This is a genomic window from Arthrobacter sp. NPDC092385, assembly GCF_044755105.1.
Taxonomy (GTDB): domain Bacteria; phylum Actinomycetota; class Actinomycetes; order Actinomycetales; family Micrococcaceae; genus Arthrobacter_D.
Window position 1 is genome coordinate 405,713 of the sequence record NZ_JBIVQL010000001.1, and the last position, 14,240, is coordinate 419,952.

General features: G+C 67.0%; 15 protein-coding genes. 5 read left to right on the plus strand and 10 right to left on the minus strand.

What is annotated here, in order from left to right:
- Nucleotides 1-68: 68 nt before the first annotated feature.
- The 3 genes from ACIQCY_RS01970 to ACIQCY_RS01980 all read right to left on the minus strand — a co-directional run bounded on the left by ACIQCY_RS01970 (nt 69) and on the right by ACIQCY_RS01980 (nt 1,570).
- Entirely contained in the window at nt 69-239 is a 171-nt protein-coding gene (locus tag ACIQCY_RS01970) for a hypothetical protein (protein ID WP_400482205.1), read from the minus strand.
- Nucleotides 240-653: 414 nt separating this feature from the next.
- On the minus strand, nt 654-1,058 hold the full coding sequence (locus ACIQCY_RS01975; protein WP_400482206.1) for an ACT domain-containing protein: 405 nt from the start codon (nt 1,056-1,058) through the stop codon (nt 654-656).
- An 86-nt stretch (nt 1,059-1,144) separates the two neighbouring features.
- Entirely contained in the window at nt 1,145-1,570 is a 426-nt protein-coding gene (locus ACIQCY_RS01980) for a winged helix-turn-helix transcriptional regulator (RefSeq protein ID WP_400482207.1), read from the minus strand.
- Between the two features lie 59 nt (nt 1,571-1,629).
- On the opposite strand from ACIQCY_RS01980, the gene ACIQCY_RS01985 reads away from it, so the two are divergent.
- Nucleotides 1,630-2,040, plus strand: coding sequence for a RidA family protein (locus ACIQCY_RS01985; RefSeq protein ID WP_400482208.1), 411 nt, complete (start codon nt 1,630-1,632; stop codon nt 2,038-2,040).
- Nucleotides 2,041-2,263: 223 nt separating this feature from the next.
- Here ACIQCY_RS01985 and ACIQCY_RS01990 read toward each other — a convergent pair whose 3' ends face one another.
- Nucleotides 2,264-2,779: a hypothetical protein gene (locus ACIQCY_RS01990; protein WP_400482209.1), complete on the minus strand. Its 516-nt coding sequence runs from the start codon at nt 2,777-2,779 to the stop codon at nt 2,264-2,266.
- Between the two features lie 94 nt (nt 2,780-2,873).
- Nucleotides 2,874-3,881, minus strand: a complete 1,008-nt coding sequence (locus ACIQCY_RS01995; RefSeq protein ID WP_400482210.1) for an FAD-dependent oxidoreductase — start codon at nt 3,879-3,881, stop codon at nt 2,874-2,876.
- Between the two features lie 53 nt (nt 3,882-3,934).
- Here ACIQCY_RS01995 and ACIQCY_RS02000 point away from each other — a divergent pair, with 53 nt between their 5' ends.
- Nucleotides 3,935-4,483, plus strand: coding sequence for a TetR/AcrR family transcriptional regulator (locus ACIQCY_RS02000; protein ID WP_400482211.1), 549 nt, complete (start codon nt 3,935-3,937; stop codon nt 4,481-4,483).
- Between the two features lie 111 nt (nt 4,484-4,594).
- On the opposite strand, the gene ACIQCY_RS02005 is transcribed toward ACIQCY_RS02000, so the two are convergent.
- From ACIQCY_RS02005 to ACIQCY_RS02020, 4 genes are read right to left on the minus strand one after another with little or no spacing between them, the layout of a single operon-like run.
- Nucleotides 4,595-5,383, minus strand: a complete 789-nt coding sequence (locus ACIQCY_RS02005; RefSeq protein WP_400482212.1) for an acetoin reductase — start codon at nt 5,381-5,383, stop codon at nt 4,595-4,597.
- Between the two features lie 40 nt (nt 5,384-5,423).
- Nucleotides 5,424-6,458 (minus strand): NAD(P)-dependent alcohol dehydrogenase, encoded by a 1,035-nt coding sequence (locus tag ACIQCY_RS02010; RefSeq protein ID WP_400482213.1) that lies wholly within the window; start codon nt 6,456-6,458, stop codon nt 5,424-5,426.
- Nucleotides 6,455-7,270 (minus strand): iron-sulfur cluster assembly protein, encoded by an 816-nt coding sequence (locus tag ACIQCY_RS02015; RefSeq protein WP_400482214.1) that lies wholly within the window; start codon nt 7,268-7,270, stop codon nt 6,455-6,457. The genes ACIQCY_RS02010 and ACIQCY_RS02015 overlap by 4 nt, the downstream gene beginning before the upstream one ends.
- On the minus strand, nt 7,270-8,313 hold the full coding sequence (locus ACIQCY_RS02020) for an amidohydrolase family protein (protein WP_400482215.1): 1,044 nt from the start codon (nt 8,311-8,313) through the stop codon (nt 7,270-7,272). The genes ACIQCY_RS02015 and ACIQCY_RS02020 overlap by 1 nt, the downstream gene beginning before the upstream one ends.
- A gap of 282 nt (nt 8,314-8,595) precedes the next feature.
- Between ACIQCY_RS02020 and ACIQCY_RS02025 the strand changes: the two genes are divergently transcribed.
- A complete protein-coding gene (locus ACIQCY_RS02025) occupies nt 8,596-9,993 on the plus strand; it encodes a helix-turn-helix domain-containing protein (RefSeq protein WP_400482216.1) in 1,398 nt (465 codons plus the stop codon).
- Nucleotides 9,994-10,205: 212 nt separating this feature from the next.
- Here the strand turns inward: ACIQCY_RS02025 and ACIQCY_RS02030 are convergent, their stop codons facing one another.
- The gene (locus tag ACIQCY_RS02030) at nt 10,206-11,897 is read right to left on the minus strand and encodes a molybdopterin-dependent oxidoreductase (protein WP_400482217.1); all 1,692 of its coding nucleotides are present in this window, start codon (nt 11,895-11,897) and stop codon (nt 10,206-10,208) included.
- Nucleotides 11,898-12,008: 111 nt separating this feature from the next.
- Here ACIQCY_RS02030 and purD point away from each other — a divergent pair, with 111 nt between their 5' ends.
- Both purD and ACIQCY_RS02040 read left to right on the plus strand, forming a co-directional pair.
- Nucleotides 12,009-13,301 carry a phosphoribosylamine--glycine ligase gene (gene purD / locus ACIQCY_RS02035; RefSeq protein WP_400482218.1) on the plus strand — a complete coding sequence of 431 codons (1,293 nt, stop codon included), beginning with the start codon at nt 12,009-12,011 and terminating at the stop codon, nt 13,299-13,301.
- Nucleotides 13,298-14,197, plus strand: a complete 900-nt coding sequence (locus ACIQCY_RS02040) for a phosphoribosylaminoimidazolesuccinocarboxamide synthase (RefSeq protein WP_400482219.1) — start codon at nt 13,298-13,300, stop codon at nt 14,195-14,197. The genes purD and ACIQCY_RS02040 overlap by 4 nt, the downstream gene beginning before the upstream one ends.
- Nucleotides 14,198-14,240 lie beyond the last annotated feature (43 nt).

Sequence of the window (14,240 nt, forward strand, 5' to 3'; positions counted from 1 at the left end):
GCTGAGCAGCTGCGACGGGACTTCCACGCCCTCCCTGGCCTTGAGCGGGCAATTCGAACGGGATCGATCTAGGTGGTCAGGATGCCCATGATCGTTATTGCGACGACCACCGCAGTCAGCGCAGCTGCGGCGGTGATGCGCCGTTGCAAGGGGCGCAAGATGACGAAGGAGACCACCGTGGGCAGGAGGATGCCGGCGCTGGCGCCGGCGATGAGCGGTGCCGTGTAACCGGTGCGCATTCCGCCGTCTCTCAGTACACCTAGTCCCGTTGATTCAAGGTAGATGGCCAGCATGCAGCCGAGTGTCGTCAGAACGCCGATGACGGCGAGTACCACGCAACTCACCAGGGCCATACGGGACGGGCTCCCGGTGCGCGTATGGCTGCTGGGGTGAGTCATCGCTGGATAGCGGCGTCGCAGGAGGAGAACGCGCGGTCGTTGCTGAGTTCGCCGGTCAGGCACAGCTGCTTTTCCCTGGTACGCAGTCGGCGACAAGTACTGCGCTGAATGTGGAGGCTGACCGCCAGCCAACTGAAGGACCGTCGATGTCAGTTGCCCGTCGTCCCAGTCAGGAAAGGCTGCTGACGAGCGATAGCCCACCTTTTGTCAGGCCGTGGTCAGACGTGCGTCAGTCGGCCTCCTGGAGCTGCAGCGTTAGCTATCGATGACATAGCCTTCAGCCCGTAGGGCTTTCAGCGACTGCGGCAGGGAATCTGCTCGAAGGAGCAGCAGATCGCTGTCGAAAGTCGAGAGGACGAACACGGGCAGCCCCAGGGCTGCGATGGTCGCGGTCAGACCGGCAACGACACCTGCCAAATCGAAGGGGATAGGGCCCCCGACATACAAGCAGCGCCAACCTGGATCTGAGCCCTCTGCATCGGGGTGAGTGCCCGTGAGGCCGACGACGGACAATTCTCGAGGAGTCCGGGTGACTGACCAGAGGCGACCGCTCAGATCCAACTCTCGGACATCGACCTCCGCTGGATACCGGTAGACGCTGAGATCTTCGGGCAGCAGAGTCAACCGGAGCGCTACTGATGGGGCTGAGTCGTTATTCATGGGTACACCGCTTCGGTGTCGCGGAAGACGCGCCTGAGCGTCACGCTGATCGCGTCCTCAGCATGCCACAGTGCCACGCGCGCGCTTCACTCGTTCGGTGACTCGTCGGGTTCATCGAACTCGTCGAAGCGGCGGCGCGCCTGCTCGATCAGTGGCATCTGCTCTGCGGCCCATTCGAGGATCACCTCGATCGGCGGCCGGAGGGTCTTTCCCAGCACCGTGATGCTGTATTCCACCGCCACCGGACGGGTGCTGAGAACACTGCGGTCGATGATGCCGTTGCGTTCGAGCCGCCTGAGCGTTGCGGTAAGCGACTTTTGCGTGACCGCGGGGATGACACGCCTCAGTTCGCTGAAACGCAGTGGCTGTTGGCACAGCTCGTTGAGGACGAGGAGGGACCACTTGTCGAGCACTTGGTCAAGGAGCTCACGATGGGGAGCATCGATCTCGAAGCGGTCCGCTGGTGGGTTGCTGGTAGTTCTCACGACACCCAGTTTCGTTGAAGTGACCACCGCACACAAGGTATCCATGAGATACCAGCAATCCTCTAGTCCACACCAAGGAGCATTCGATGACCGTTCACTTTTCCTCTCCCGAGGCACTGATGCAGCCCGTCCCGTACCACCACGTTGCCGTCGGTACCGGTACCCGCCACGTGCATGTGTCCGGCCAGATCGCACGAACAGGCGACGGCACTTCCGTAGCCCCGGGTGACCTGGCGGGCCAGGTGGCCCAGGCGTTGCGAAACACGCATGCCGGCCTTGCGAGCGCTGGTGCCGGGTTCGGCGACGTCGTCCGCCTCACCTTCTATGTGACCGGCTGGAGCCCCGACAAGATCGAGGCACTCATGGCGGGTGTCCACGCGGTAGCCGAGGACATCGGCCTGCCTCTGCCCATGCCACCGGCGTCTCTTATCGGCGTCGACTACCTTTTCGAACGCGACGTACTCGTAGAGGTCGAAGCGACGGCCGTTCTCGACTGACGCCTGCCGGGCGACTACCCTGCGGTAGCTGGTGTGCCTTTCGAGCGACGCGCACCTGCTCCGCTCGGCGCCTCGTTGTCCGGTCCCCGGTGGATCGAGCTCATGACGGGACCGGCTGCAGGGCATGGCCACGCACATGGGGGTCGGGTCGTCGACTGGGGCGCTGACCGTCCCGTCCTCGCCGATGTTGCGGAGAGATCCAGATGGGCGGGTCCGTATCCCGTCAGCCCTGCCCTGTTCTCCTGAGGGTGGACCGCGGAGGGGCTCCGCTGATCCGGCGCAGGAACCGTACCCACGGGGACCAGCGCGCCGGGCCGTTGAGCAACCGCCCGGTGGATCCGCGTTCGAGGTTGTCGAACAGGTCCTGGATGAGCGCCTTGTGCACCCAGCGGATCATCAGCGGCCAGAGCAGTCGCATCCGCCCGCTCAGCGGCCCTTGGAGGGTGTGGGTGACGGAGCACCTCACGTCGCCGACCGGTTCGAGAAGGAACTCGTGATAGCCGCGGATTCCCAGACCGGGCGAGAACTCCAGGCGGATGCGCCGGCCCGGCTCGTACTCGACGACGCTGTATTTGATGGGTCCATGCCCGCCCTTCGATCCGACGCGGAGGCCGGCGTCGAGTTCGATGGGTGGCCACTCGGTCGGCCAGACCCGGTCGTCGGCATCCGCGAGGCTGTCGAGCACCACGCCGACTTCTGCTGCTGACGCGCCGATCTCACGTTGCTGGACATTGCGCATGGTTCCTCCGGGTGGTTGTGGTCGTGACGTGGGGATGGCCCCACGGTCTGTCGGATGATCGACCCGCACGATGTGGCATTCGAGCATTCGGTGTCTACGCGGATGGTCGCCACAGCCCACGGTGGATGAGCGTGTCGAGGACTGCGGATCCGGTCGCCGCCACTTGGGTTGGCCGGCGACGGGACTTGTCGTAGGCGGCCAGCGCAAGGTCCACCCCGTGGCCCGCCTCGAGGCTGCGCGTCAAGGACAGTGCGTCGAGGATCGCTTCATTGGCGCCGCGTCCGAGGTCCGGCGTCATGGCATGGGCTGCATCACCGACGAGGGCTACGTTTCCGCGGTGATACAGCGGCAACCGTCGCGCCAGGTGGTAGATCCCGTGCCGCAGGACGGTGCCTTCGTCGATCTTCGCAAGTGTTGCTGCCACCGGAGCGCTCCAGTGCCCGAACAGCCGTCGAAGCTCGTCAGGGCCCGGTTGCGCCGATCCGGCAGGGGTCGGTGGCAGTAGTGCGGTCGCGTACCAGTTCGTTCCCCCGCCCGGGTGGCCACTGATACCGAAGCGTCGTCGCTGGCCCCAGTATTCGGTCAGGCCAGTCGTCACCATGTCCGCTGTTCCCCGCCAGACGGTGGTGCCGGTGGCGGTTGCGCGGTACGCACACCCGAACAGTTCCTGGCGCAGGGAGCTGTGGACCCCATCGGCTGCTACGACGAGATCGGCCTGCGCGCGCAGATCTGGCAGGTCGCGTACCGCGAGGGATCGGCCCAGGGCGACTACCGGTTCCGGCAGTGAGGCCCGCAGAAGATCGACGAGCGCCGACCGGTCGATCAGTGCGGAACCCGATCCGGGTCGGGAGGGTGTGATCGGAACACCCGTGCGCGTGCGTAGCTGAAGCTCGGTCAGTGGAATCGCCCGCGTGGCGAGACCGGTTCCGAGTCCGAGGGATGCGAGCCCCTCCAGAGCGCTCCGGTGCAAGACGACCGCCGTCCCGGCGGTGGGCAGTTCCGGTCGCTGCTCCAGGACCTGCACGGACCACCCCGCACGGTGCAGACCCACCGCGGCGGCGAGTCCTGCGATCCCGGCGCCCACCACCACTGCTGTCGTCATGCCGCGACCGTACTACACCTGTAGTCGAATCACAACAGGTGTAGTTTTGTCGTGTGGAACGTCGAGAATCGCTGTGTGCCGCTGCCGTGTCCCTGCTCGCCGCGGGCGGCCCGCGCGCGCTGACCCACCGTGCGGTGGACCGCGCGGCAGGCCTGCCGCTCGGTTCGACGTCGAATCTGTTCCGAACGCAGGAGGCCCTGGTGAGTGCCGTCGTCGACTTTTTGGTGCGGGCGGACTACCGGGGGTTGGAGCGGCTCCGGAGCGAGAGTCCTGAGACCGTGGAGGACCTGGCCGGTGCCCTGGCCGGCTTTGTGTCAGCGGCCGGAACCAGCGGCCGGCAGTACGCGCGGGCCCGGCAGGCACTGCTGGTCCACGCCTCGGACGCCCCCTCCTCCGCAGCAGCGCTGGCGGACGGACGGCGACGACTCATCGCGTGGGGTACGGACGCTCTGCGGTCCATCGGTGCCACCCGCCCGGAGGAGAAGTCTGCGCTGATCGTCGGCCTGGTCGACGGACTCATCAGCGCCACGGTGTTCCTGGGCATTCCGGTCCAGGGAGCGGCGTTGCGGAGCGCCATCAGCGCCATCATCGCCGATCCGTGAGGTCGCCGGCGCACCAGGATGCCTGAAGCGGGATTGATTGGCGCACATGACAGCGGCACTCGAAGGGGACCGAGTGCCGCTGTCATTGCTGCAGGGTAGTAGTGGAAGGGCTCAGGAGAAGTTGATGCCGCCGTCAATCAGTACGGTCTGGCCTGTCATGTGGTCGGAGTCCGGCCCGGAGAGGTAGGACACGAGCTTGGCGACGTCGGATGGCTCTGACACGCGGCCGGCAAGGATGTTGTCCACCTGTGCCTGCAGGGCGCTGCCCCTCGGCTTGCCGTCCCGCTCGGTGAGCCGCTCGTCGATGAGATCCCACATCGCCGTGCCTACGACGCCGGGAGCGTATGCGTTCACCGTGATCTTGTGTTTGGCGAACTCCATTGCGGCTGCCTGCGTCAATCCTCGGACTGCCCACTTGGTTGCCGAGTAGGAGGCAAGGACGGGGAACGGGCGGAATGCCACGATGGAGGCGGCCGCGATGATCTTCCCACCCGTACCCTGGGCGATGAACTGCCGTGCCGCCGCCTGGTAGCAGTAGTAGACGCCCTTGATGTTGACGTCGATGATCCGGTCCAGGTCATCCGGTTTCACGTCGAGGATCTCGTCGACCTGGGCGATGCCTGCGTTGGCGATGAAGACGTTCAGGTCACCGAGGGCCCCCGTGCCCTCGGTGATGATGCGGGCCACGTCTTCGGGGTCCGCCACATCGCCTGTGACACCCACGGCGCGGCGCCCTCGTGCCTCGACAGCCCTCACCACGTCATCGATGTTCGCCTGCGCGTCCGGTACGTCGGCCACGATGATGTCCAGGCCGTCCTCGGCAAGTCTTTCGGCTATCGCCCGGCCGATGCCTCGACCTGCGCCGGTGATCAGTGCAACACGGGATTCATTCTCTGACATGGTGACTCCTCTTTGAGTTTCTGGTTGGTGTGAAGCAGGTTCAGGGGACCAGGATCGCGCGGCCGCGGACCCTGCCGGCGTCGAGATCGTCAAGGGCTTGTTGAAAATCGTCGAGTAGGTATTTCTGGGTGTGCAGGGTGACGGCTCCTCGGGCGGCGAGGGCCATGAGGTCCTGGAGGTCGTTGTAGCTGCCGACGAGGTTGCCGATGATGTTGATCTCCGAGGAGACCAGATCGATGGTCGGCACATTGATGTTCTCGCCGTAGCCGACGACGAAGTAGTCGCCTGCCTGTCGCGTCATGGCAATGCCCTCGGTGGTTGCGCCGCCTTCCCCGACGAAGTCGATGAGTACTTCGGCGCCGTTCCCGCCGGTCAAGTCCAGGACCTGCTGGACCTGTGTCCCGTCGGCCAGGACCCCTTCATCGGCCCCGATGCTCTTCGCCAGTTCCAGTGCTGCCGGGTTGCGGTCGACGACGATCACCCGGCTGGGAGTGAGTGCTTTGAGGACCTGGATGCCGATGTGGCCGAGTCCGCCTGCCCCGATGACGACACAGGTGTCCCTGGGGGTGAGGCGCTTCGCTGCTTTCGCGGCTGCGTGGTACGCGGTGAGCCCCGCGTCGGCCAGGGCTGCAACGTCGGCGGGTTCGAGGCCGTCGTCGATCTTCACCACGGAGCGGGCTGATGTCAGCAGGTATTCCGCGTAACCGCCATGGGTGTCGATGCCGGGGAATCTGCTGGTCTCGCAATGCACATCATCGCCCGAGCGGCAGGCACGGCAGAGCCCGCAGGTGACGAGCGGGTGGAGGATCACTTTGTCATCCACCTGGACATTCGTCACCGCGCTCCCGATGGCATGAACCCAGCCGGCGTTCTCATGGCCGATGGTGTAGGGCAACTGGACCTGGGATTTCTCGGCCCACTGTCCTTCAAGGATGTGCAGATCGGTTCGGCAGACACCGGCTCCGCCGATCCGGACGACGACATCCCATGGTCCGGAGACTTCCGGCCTGGGTATCTCTGCCATCTTCAGGCCTTCGTGATAGCCGATTACTTGTACGGCTCGCATGGTGCTCACTTGTGCATCTCCTTGGATGTAACTGGAAGCAGGGTGTGATGGTTGGTTGGTTCCGCGCCTTCGGGGCGGGAGCTCTGGTCAGCTTCTGACCCTGCGTAACGGGTCCGGAGCAGGCCGCGGCAGAAGTGGGCGTTCCCATCGATCGAGATACGGGTCGACCTGGCCCGGCGCAGCGCCATGGGCACTGCATCCGGGGGGTAGGTGTTCCCTTCGTGATCGACCAGGACGACTGCGTTCGGATGCACCGGCAATCGGAGCGACTCCCGTCGGCGTAGGAGTGCTGTCTTGGTGCGTCCGGGAGGAATGTCCGCGAGACGGACACCCCCGACGTCCGTCTCGAGCAGGTCCCGGTCGGCGCGGATCAATTCCGTCAGGCAGCGCTCCATGGCGGCAGTATGCGCCTTCCTGCGGAACGTCCAGCGCAGCTCGTCAAGGCTCTCCTCCGCCTCGTGGCGGAACGTTCCCCGGTATCCGGCGTCGGCTGCGAGCCCAGCGTTGATGAGGTCGGAGTCGTGGTGGTCGTCCAGTGCGACGATGACCGTCTCCACCCCTTCCAGTGCCGAGATGGCGTCCTTGCTGTCCGATGCCATCAGGTAAGCGAAGTTGGGCGAACAGAACGACGTCGGAAGACGTAGGTGCACGGTGATGACCGATCCCTCGAGTCCGGGGGAGATGTCGATGGACCGCACGAATCCCAGATCGGTGATGGGTTCGTCGAGTTCGGGATCCTGCACGGCGCTCAGGGCCTGCCGGATATCCTCCGGCTCGAGCAGGGTGGCGGGTGGGGCCGGCCGGGTCTGGACGTCTGTCATCACACGCCTGCCAGATCTGCCCGTTCCGGCTGGCGCGGACCCGTCGCGGTTTCTGCTGCGTCAGGCAACTGCAGGGCAGGCGGCACCGGGATGTCGTACATCTTCGCTGCGTTCAAGCCGAGGATCTTCTTCTTCTGGTCGATGGTCAGCGGGGCGTACTCGGTCATGTCTTCGGGGATCTGGAAGTCGACGAAGGTTTCGATGAGCCACCTGGGCGTCCACAGGGCGTAGTCGCTGGAGAACTGGATGCGGTCCTCGCCGATCCAGTAGATGAGCTCGCCGATGATCTGGGCGAAGTAGCGGGGTCGGGAGTGCATGAACGGCATGGCCACGGCGAGTCCGCCGTGCACGTTGGGCTCCTGGGTGGCTATCCAGCAGAAATCCTCCAGTCGGGGCAGCCCGACGTGTTCGACGACGAAGTTGAGATCAGTGAAGTCGGTGGCGGCGTGGTCGACATCGGAGACGTCGAAGGCATCCCGGTCCAGTGGACGAATGGTCGGGCCCTTGTGGACGTGGATGTTCTTCACGCCGAGCTTGCGGCATTCCTCGAAGTAGCGGTATGTCCAGGGATCGGAGAGCTTGTAACCGCGTGAGTCCCCGTTCCATTCGGCGGTGTAGAGCTTCACGCCCTTGAAGCCCATGCGCTCGTGGTCGGCTCGCAACTGATCCAGGCCGGCCTCGCCATTGCGTGGGTCGAAGCAGTGGTTGTACGTGAGCCGGGTCGGGTTGGCCGCGGCGAGGCCGTAGGCCTCCTCGGTCTGGCCGAACCCGTTCTTGTAGAACTCGCCGAGGTGGGCGGGCTGGAAGATCGCGTGATCGACGTAGCCGTCCTCGAAGAGGTCCTTCATCAGTCGCTTGCCGCCCTGATACAGGTATTCCTCGTAGGTCCACAGCTGATCGGCCGGCGAGAGGTTGCGGTGGTAGTCGTAGAAGCAATCGATGAACTGCTTGCCGTGGACATTGAGCTGGTTTTCCGGGCGGGCGTCCCACAGGGCGATGTGGGCGTCGACGATGAAGTAGTTCTCTCCGTCTTTGGTGTACATGCCATATCTCCATCTCCTCGTAACTGCCGTAGTTGCGATGGAGGAGACGCTACGAGCCTGTTCACCGGAAAAGGTGTGACCGGCGTCTCAATTTGAGACGGGCAGCTCTGATGGAGGAACGGCAGTCGCGTTAGTCTCAGGGGACGAAGTTCAAGGAGGGCGGCGATGAAGCCGAACCACACTGACTCTCTCGTTTCGTCACGAAAGAGAACAGGCAAGGACGAAGTCTCCGTCGGGTCCCGGCGGCTCCTGGCGTCATGGCAGAGAAGCCAGGAGTACGGCGTGTCCGCAGAATCCGTTGATCCCGCCTGGGCTGGTGAGATCCCGGACGATTCGTTGTTCTACCAGTGCGGCCAGGAAGTGCTCGCCGGCCTCCATGAGTCGTTGATCAACGAGCCGCTCAGTCTCATGCTCACCGACGCGGACGGGCTTGTGCTGAACAGGTTCAGCGGAGATCCGTCCCTCCTGCGCGCATTGGACCGCGTCTACCTGGCGCCGGGATTCGCGTTCTCCGAGCGCCAGGCCGGAACCAACGGACTCGGACTTGCGCTGGCCGACAAGGTGCCCACCCTTGTGCGGGCCGAAGAGCACTACAGCGCGAGCCTGCGGACCTACACCTGCGCAGCGGTGCCCGTGGTGGACCCGGTCACGGGGAGCATCGAGGGAAGCGTCAACATCACCACATGGTCCAAGACCTCACCCGGGCTACTGCTCGCCCTCGCCCAGTCCGCAGCGACCAACACGTCCACCCTCATGTCCAGTCGGTCGAGCCGTCGGGTCCGACCCGCCAAACCGCAAGGAGGAGTGTTCCGGGTCCAACGTCCGAGACTCGAGCCGGCAGCGGGAACCATGCGCGCCATGTCCGCCCCGTGGACCTCCGCGCTGGAAGAAGCAACCGACGCGCTGGCCAGAGGAGACGTCGTCGCCGCCATCGGAGAACCCGGAAGCGGCCGGGCCACCCTGCTGGGTCAGGCCTTCCGCCAGGCACACCCCGCCAGCAGGATTCTCTGCGCGTCCGTTCCCGCGCCCGACATGGTCGAGGAATGGTTGGCGCTCTGGACTCCCGAACTCTGCAAACCGGACACCGCGATCATCATCGAGAATGCCGACTTCCTTCCGGCATGGGCTGCACAGGATTTTGCAGGTCAGGTACGGAACTTCCTCGGCGCCACGACCCTCGCGCCTATCGGCACGTCACCAGCTGCCCCGGTCCTTCGCTGGGCTTTCACGGCGGAGAACCTCGACAATGTCCCCCCGGAGCTGACGCGTGCGGTCGCACGCGTCATCCCTGTCCCGGCGCTGAGAGAACGACCCGCGGACGTCATGCCACTGGCCAGGTACGCGGCCCGCCAGACAAGGCTGCGCGACCTCGACTTCACCCCGGCAGCCGAACGCGCGCTCACCAGCCACGACTGGCCGGGGAACGTCGATGAGCTCGTCCACGCGATCCACGCGGCTGCACTCATCACGGAGACCATCGACACGCGCCACCTCCCTCCCGGGTTGATCGGACCCACTGCGAGGAGATTGACCCGGATAGAGACCTTCGAACGAGACGAGATAGCACGACTCCTCTCACGTCCCGGTAGTTCCGTCGCTCAAGCCGCAACGGATCTGGGCATCAGTCGCGCCACCATCTACCGACGGCTCGCCAAACTGGGAATCGATCCGCGTTCTTGAGTGCTGCCATTGCTGCCGCGATCGCCTCGCGCTCGCCGCCTGCCGGCTTCACCGGTACCTATCCTGTGTCGGGCTGGGAGGGTGGTCGAGCGTGCTCCAGCCGGCCCCCTGAGCTCCCGCGAGCCCACAGTCCTGCACGTTGCGGCTGCGCCCACCGGAGAGGACGGTCATCCGGTGGGCGCAGGTTCTGCAGCCTTCCCATGCACGGGCGGCTACTTGACCGTGAACTGCACCGACTGCCAGCCCGAGGCCCCGTTCGGCACGGTATCCGCGCGCTGGTCGGTCTGCACGCCGTCGGCCGCGTCCGTCGCCCTCGCCCTGACGGTGTGCAGGCCGGGCTCGAGGTCCAGTTCGTGGGACCACTGCCGCCAGGTGTCCACGGATGCCTCGGCCGCGAGGGTCACGGCCTCCCAGTCGCCGCTGTCCACGGACACCTCGACCTTCGTGATGCCGCGCTGCTGCGACCACGCCACGCCACCGATCATGACCTTGCCGGCGTCGACCGACGCGAAGGACTGCGGGACTTCCACGCGGGCCATCGTCTTGATGGGGCCCTGCTCGGACCAGCCGCGGTCCGTCCAGTACGCCGTCCTGTCCGCGAAGCGGGTGACCTCCAGGTCCACGACCCACTTCGTCGCCGAGACGTACCCGTACAGCCCCGGCACAACCATGCGGACGGGGAACCCGTGCTCCACCGGCAGCGGCTCGCCGTTCATGGCGACGGCGAGGATGGCGTCGCGGTCATCCTGCAGCACCGGCAGGGGAGTGGACGCGCTGAAGCCGTCCGAGCTCGTGGAGAGGACCATGTCCGCGCCGTCCAGGGGCTTGGCCCGTGCCAGCACGTCGCGCAGCGGATAGCCGAGCCACTTCGCGTTGCCGGCCAGGTAGCCGCCCACCGGGTTGGACACGCAGGTCAGGGTGATGTGGCGTTCGATCAGGTCGGCGTCGAGGAGGTCCTGGAAGGACAGCTCGAACTCCTCCTCGACCATGCCGTGCACGCGGAGCACCCAGTCGTCGGTGGTCAGCTGGGGGACGCTGAGCGCGGTGTCGATGCGGTAGAAGTCCGCGTTCGGGGTGACGAAGGGTGTCACGCCCGGAACGGGGGACTGCACGCCCGCGGGGAGCGCCGGCGCAGGGCTGGCGGGAGCGGGGAACCGGAGGCCGTCACGCACCGCGGCGATGTTGTTGCGTGCGCCGGCCAGCAGCCGCCCGCCGCCGGCGGCAGCTGCAGCGACGACGGCGGTGACCGCGGCGGCGGCGAAGAATCCGCGGCGGGACGTCGTGCCGGCGGGTCCCGCGGCCGTGGCCGCCGAGCGCCGGTCGGAGGGGGGGACGACGTCGTCCGATGCGGTGCGGGGTTCGATCACGGTGACACCGGCAGGAGCAGGTGTCGCGGAACGGGCGGCGCCTGCAGCCCCGGTGGTGACGGCGATGATGGCAGGGACGACGGCGGCGTGGCGGAGGCGGGCGATGAGCCAGCGCAGGGCGAGCAGCCCCGCGGCCGTGCCGACGACCGTCGGGATTGCGTCGGGCAGCGAGGCGCCCGCGCGGGTCAGCACGCAGGCCAGGATGACCGCTCCCATGAAGAGCACCCCGGCGACGCCGAGTGCCCACCGGCGATAGGCCACGACGCCGAGGACGGCCGCCAGGATCGCGATGGTGATGCCCATGCCGATCAGGAGCGCGAGCTTGTCATTGGTGCCGAAGGTGTCGATCGCGAAGTCCTTCATCCACGGCGGGGTGAAGTCGATGAAGGTGGAGCCCATGGCGATCACGGGAGTGGCACTCGCGCGGAAGAAGGCGCCGACGAGTTCTGCGACACCGAGCACCACGCCGGCAGCGATGATCCCGGCAAGGGCGGCGAGGAGGACCGTGCCGCGGCGGTGCTTGGTGGAGTTGCTCATGCGAAGTATTCGGAGAAGGACGCGGCAGGTATGGGTAGGGCGGGCGGCGAGGCGCCGTAACAGGGACTGCACGCTGTGTGGGCTCGCGCACCTCCAGTACGCTGTCCTACTGTGAAGGTTCTTGTGCTGGGCCCCGGAGGCCGCGAACACGCCATCGTCCGGGCTTTGCTGGCCGACCCGTTCGTCCGCGAGGTACACGCCGCGCCCGGCAACGCCGGTATCGCCGAGGACGTGACCACCCATGACGTCGACGCGAACGACCCCGCCGTCGTGACGGACCTCGCCCGCCAGCTCGGGGCGGACCTCGTGGTCATCGGTCCGGAGGCACCCCTTGCCGCGGGCGTCGCCGATGCCCTGCTGGAGGCGGGGGTCCCCGTCTTCGGTCCCACGCGGGCCGCGGCGCAGCTCGAGGCGTCCAAGGCGTTCGCCAAGCAGGTCATGGCCGCAGCCGGCGTCCCCACCGCCATGGCGCGCGTCGCCGCGACGGACGAGGAGGCGACCGAGGCGCTCTGCACCTTCGGCGCCCCCTATGTGGTGAAGGACGACGGGCTCGCTGCCGGCAAGGGAGTCGTGGTCACCGAAGACCTCGACGAGGCCCGCGCCCACGCCTCCGCGTGCTTCCGGGCCGGCGGCACGGTGGTCATCGAGGAGTACCTCGACGGACCCGAGGTGTCGCTGTTCGTCCTCTCCGACGGCCGCACGGTGGTGCCGCTCGCGCCCGCCCAGGACTTCAAGCGCATCCACGACGGCGACCAGGGTCCGAACACCGGCGGCATGGGCGCCTACTCGCCGCTGGAGTGGGTTCCCGCGGGCCTCGTGGACGAGGTCATCGCCCGCGTGGCGCAGCCCGTCATCGACGAGATGGCCCTCCGCGGCACGCCGTTCGCCGGCGTCCTCTACGTGGGGCTCGCCCTCACCTCGCGCGGCGTGCGGGTCATCGAGTTCAACGCGCGCTTCGGTGATCCGGAGACCCAGGCCGTGCTCGCCCGCCTGACGACGCCGCTGGGAGGCGTGCTGCTCGCGGCGGCCAAGGGAGCCCTCGACCAGGTGGACCAGCTCAACTGGTCGCCGAAGACGGCCGTCGCCGTCGTGCTCGCCTCCGAGAACTACCCCGATACCCCCGCGACGGGACGCCGTATCCGGGGCCTCAGGAAGGCCGCGAAGGTCGACGGCGCGCAGGTCCTGCACGCGGGCACGGCGCTCCGCGACGGCAAGGTGGTCAGCGCGGGCGGCCGCGTGCTCGCCGTCGTCGGGCTCGGGGATTCCCTCGAGGACGCCCGCACCACCGCCTACGAGAGCCTCTCGCTGATCGAGCTCGAAGGCGGGCAGTTCCGGACGGACATCGCGCTGAAGGCCTCGCGCGCCGAGGTCACGGTCACGGGACCCGCGGCGGCTCCGGCATGAGCGCCTTCGCCCCTCCGCACCTGGACCTGCCGGGCTGGCGCCACGTCTACTCGGGCAAGGTCCGCGACCTGTACGAGCCGGAGGACGGGCGCGAGGACGTCGTCCTCGTGGTCGCGAGCGACCGCATCAGCGCGTACGACCACGTCCTGGCCACCGAGATCCCCGACAAGGGCCGTGTGCTGACGCAGCTGAGCCTCTGGTGGTTCGAACGGCTGACCGGCATCCCCAACCATGTGATCGGCTCCGATGTGGCGGGCGGGGTGCCCGCCGCCGTCGAGGGCCGGGCCATGATCTGCCGCCGGCTCATCATGTACCCGATCGAGTGCATCGCCCGAGGCTACCTGACAGGCAGCGGGCTGCTCGAGTACCGGGAGTCGCGGACGGTGTGCTCCCTGCCGCTGCCCGAGGGCCTGGTGGACGGCTCACGCCTGGAACCGGCGCTCTTCACGCCGTCGGCCAAGGCCGAGGTGGGTGAGCACGACGAGAACATCACGTACGACGCCGTCGTCATGACCGTGGGTGACGACGCCGCCGCGCAACTGCGCTCGCTGACCCTCGACATCTACACGAGGGCCGAGGCGATAGCCCGGGAGCGCGGGATCATCCTCGCGGACACCAAGGTGGAGTTCGGCCTCGACCCAGTCACGGGCCGCATCACGCTCGGCGACGAGGTGCTGACGCCCGACTCCTCGCGCTTCTGGGATGCCGCCCTCTACGCGCCCGGGCAGGCGCAGCCCTCCTTCGACAAGCAGTTCGTGCGCGACTGGCTCACCTCCGACGCCTCCGGCTGGGACCGGCGGTCCGCGCCGCCGGCACTGCCCGACGACGTCGTCGAGCGCACGCGCGCCCGTTACGTCGAGGCGTACGAGCGGCTGACGGGGCGCACCTTCGTCTGAAGCCCGGCACGCCGTTTGTGGTACGGTGCCGCTTTCCGGCGTG

Excerpts from the sequence above, each read along its gene's own strand:
- ACIQCY_RS01970 (WP_400482205.1), bottom strand. The coding sequence starts at position 239 with ATGCGCACCGGTTACACGGCACCGCTCATCGCCGGCGCCAGCGCCGGC.
- ACIQCY_RS01975 (WP_400482206.1), bottom strand. The coding sequence starts at position 1,058 with ATGAATAACGACTCAGCCCCATCAGTAGCGCTCCGGTTGACTCTGCTG.
- ACIQCY_RS01985 (WP_400482208.1), top strand. The coding sequence starts at position 1,630 with ATGACCGTTCACTTTTCCTCTCCCGAGGCACTGATGCAGCCCGTCCCG.
- ACIQCY_RS01990 (WP_400482209.1), bottom strand. The coding sequence starts at position 2,779 with ATGCGCAATGTCCAGCAACGTGAGATCGGCGCGTCAGCAGCAGAAGTC.
- ACIQCY_RS01995 (WP_400482210.1), bottom strand. The coding sequence starts at position 3,881 with ATGACGACAGCAGTGGTGGTGGGCGCCGGGATCGCAGGACTCGCCGCC.
- ACIQCY_RS02005 (WP_400482212.1), bottom strand. The coding sequence starts at position 5,383 with ATGTCAGAGAATGAATCCCGTGTTGCACTGATCACCGGCGCAGGTCGA.
- ACIQCY_RS02015 (WP_400482214.1), bottom strand. The coding sequence starts at position 7,270 with ATGACAGACGTCCAGACCCGGCCGGCCCCACCCGCCACCCTGCTCGAG.
- ACIQCY_RS02020 (WP_400482215.1), bottom strand. The coding sequence starts at position 8,313 with ATGTACACCAAAGACGGAGAGAACTACTTCATCGTCGACGCCCACATC.
- ACIQCY_RS02030 (WP_400482217.1), bottom strand. The coding sequence starts at position 11,897 with ATGAGCAACTCCACCAAGCACCGCCGCGGCACGGTCCTCCTCGCCGCC.
- ACIQCY_RS02040 (WP_400482219.1), top strand. The coding sequence starts at position 13,298 with ATGAGCGCCTTCGCCCCTCCGCACCTGGACCTGCCGGGCTGGCGCCAC.